We start from the raw sequence: 2,591 nt of genomic DNA, 5'->3' as shown, positions 1-2,591 counted from the left end.
TTTGCAGGAATCCAAAATGAATTATTCGGATTCGAGAATACCGTTATGGTCTTTGGTGATGCAAAAGAAATGCTTACCACACTCCACAAAGACCTAAAAGAATTGTAATGTTGTAGAGATGAAGCGTTGCTTCGTCTCTACAACGTGTTATATATCACAACCCATGGAACGAAAAATGGGTGCTTTGCGTTTACATCTGTAAATAAGTTCGGAGTAACCCCATGAAAAAAATATTCATCAATCTACCGCTGTTTATCCTTCTTTCAGTCACGGCAATTGGATGTCAGCAAAAAGGATTAAAAAATATGTCAAAAGATAATTTAGAAGTTGCCACACTTGGTGGAGGATGTTTCTGGTGCGTTGAAGCAGTCTATGAACGGGTTGAAGGTATCAAGAATGTGGTCTCCGGTTATGCCGGCGGACATTTGAAAAACCCAACTTATAAAGAAGTCTCTCGTGGTAAAACAGGCCATACAGAAGTTTGTCAAATTCATTATAATCCTGATGAAATATCTTATGATGAAATTTTAGAAATTTTCTGGAAATCCCATGACCCAACCACGCTGAATAGACAAGGAAATGACTATGGCACTCAATATCGGTCTGCCATATACTATCACGATAATAGTCAAAAAGCATCGGCTGAATCAGCTTTGAAAAATGCAGACAATATGTTTGAAGGTCCTATCACAACAGAAGTCAAACCATTGGATGTGTTTTATATAGCGGAAGTATATCATCAGGACTATTTCGCTAACAATCCCAACGCTCCCTATTGCACTTTTGTCATAGCTCCAAAAATCAATAAATTGAAGAAAAAAGGTACAATCTGGGACGACTGAACTTTGGTTAAAATCGAAACAGAACGATTAACTTTATCTGAATTAGAGTCAAAAGATGCACCATTTGTCTTTGAACTCTATAACGATCCGGATTTTATTAAATATATCGGCGACCGTGGGATTGGGTCAATTTCGGATGGAGAAAAATTTATTGAAACTGGTCCCAGAACCAGCTATGCCGAACACGGCCATGGACTTTATCTTGTTCAGTTGAAAGATGAAACATCCATTGGTATTTGCGGAATTCTAAAGCGCGACAATCTGGACGACCCCGATATTGGATTCGCCATGCTACCCGCATTTCGTAAAAATGGATATACATTTGAGGCCGCACAAGCGGCCATAGATGACGGCAGAAATCGTTTGGGATTACAACGGATAGTGGCCATCGCTTCCCCTGATAATAATGCTTCAATACGATTATTAGAAAAAATGGGAATGCGGTTTATTAAAAAGATAAACAACCAAAATTCAGACGAAATATGCCATTTATATACTACAGTATGATATATTCGCCCTACATTTACATTCGTTGATTAATACTTAAAATGAATTTTTAAGGGGGAACTTATGATGAATTTTAAAAATGTCTTTATCTCGATTGTAATTGCTACTGCATTGATTGTTGCTGCCTTTTTAATCCATCGTGCTCGACCAGCAGTCGAATTAGACCAACCTGGGCCGGAATATGTACGAGCCACCGGGAAGTGCGTCGAATGCCACAGCCAAGAAACATCCGCAATTATTCATCAATATTCAACGAGTAAACATGCCAAAAAAAATGTTACTTGTTTCGAATGTCATCGTCCACAAGATGGCCAAGAAGAAATCGCTCATAAAGGGTTTACACTTGCAAAGAATATCACAGCTCTAAATTGTCGTCAATGTCATACAACAGAATATAATCAATTCTTACGCAGTCGCCACAGCGCACCAGCTTGGGCTGCTGTGTCTGGACAAAAAGATTTTTCTGCTGAACAAATTGCTTATGCAGAAAAATACCATCCTGGAACTGTCATTCGCCCTGCCAATAAATTGGCCATCATTGAAGGGCGGGGGGTAATGAATAAAGGATGCGAAGCGTGCCATTCAATTGGAAAACCCAATCTTGATGGTAGTATCGGTACATGTACCGCATGCCACTCTCGTCATTCTGCTTCCGTCGCTTTAGCTCGACAACCAGAAACTTGTGGTCAATGTCATATGGGACCAGATCATTCTCAATTAGAAATATTTAACGAATCAAAACATGGTGTTTTATATTTATCACAAAAAGCACATCTTAATTTGAATGCGCCCGCAAAAGAATTAACGACAAGAGATATGCCTGTCCCAACTTGTGCAACGTGTCATATGAGTGGATTGGAAGGAATGAATGTAACCCATGATGTTACAGAAAGACTTTCATGGTGGCTATTTGCTCCAATTTCAAAAAAACGACCAAATTATAATTTGGGACAAGAAGCAATGAAAAACACATGCTTAAAGTGTCATGCTAAATCTCATGTGGACAAATTTTATATTGAAGCAGAAGAAGTTGTGCATTCAACCAATGAAAAAGTACAGTTGGCACTAAACCTCGTAGCAGAACTTCGGAACGAAGGATTGCTCTCCCCCGAACCTTTTGATGAACCAATTGAATTTATTGCATTTGATCTTTGGCATTATTACGGCCGTACTGCAAAACATGGTGCATTTATGGGAGGTGCAGATTTTGTTCAATGGCACGGCAATTATGAATTGCTTCTC

General features: G+C 39.0%; 4 protein-coding genes. All 4 read left to right on the top strand.

Going from position 1 to position 2,591, the window contains the following annotated elements; all coding sequences use genetic code 11:
• The coding region (locus tag HN459_09245; protein ID MBT3479629.1) for an NAD synthetase at positions 1-108 on the top strand (108 nt) is incomplete at its 5' end.
• A 113-nt stretch (positions 109-221) separates the two neighbouring features.
• A complete protein-coding gene (gene msrA, locus HN459_09240; protein MBT3479628.1) occupies positions 222-842 on the top strand; it encodes a peptide-methionine (S)-S-oxide reductase MsrA in 621 nt (206 codons plus the stop codon).
• A 3-nt stretch (positions 843-845) separates the two neighbouring features.
• Entirely contained in the window at positions 846-1,349 is a 504-nt protein-coding gene (locus HN459_09235) for a GNAT family N-acetyltransferase (protein MBT3479627.1), read from the top strand.
• A gap of 63 nt (positions 1,350-1,412) precedes the next feature.
• On the top strand, positions 1,413-2,591 hold a 1,179-nt coding region (locus HN459_09230), incomplete at its 3' end, for a hypothetical protein (protein MBT3479626.1).

It is taken from the genome of Candidatus Neomarinimicrobiota bacterium (genome assembly GCA_018647265.1).
In the GTDB taxonomy this organism is placed as follows: domain Bacteria; phylum Fidelibacterota; class Marinisomatia; order Marinisomatales; family TCS55; genus TCS55.
This window is presented reverse-complemented; position numbering and strand designations above follow the sequence as displayed.

Coding starts and splice junctions, on each gene's coding strand:
- msrA (MBT3479628.1), top strand. CDS start 222: ATGAAAAAAATATTCATCAATCTACCGCTGTTTATCCTTCTTTCAGTC.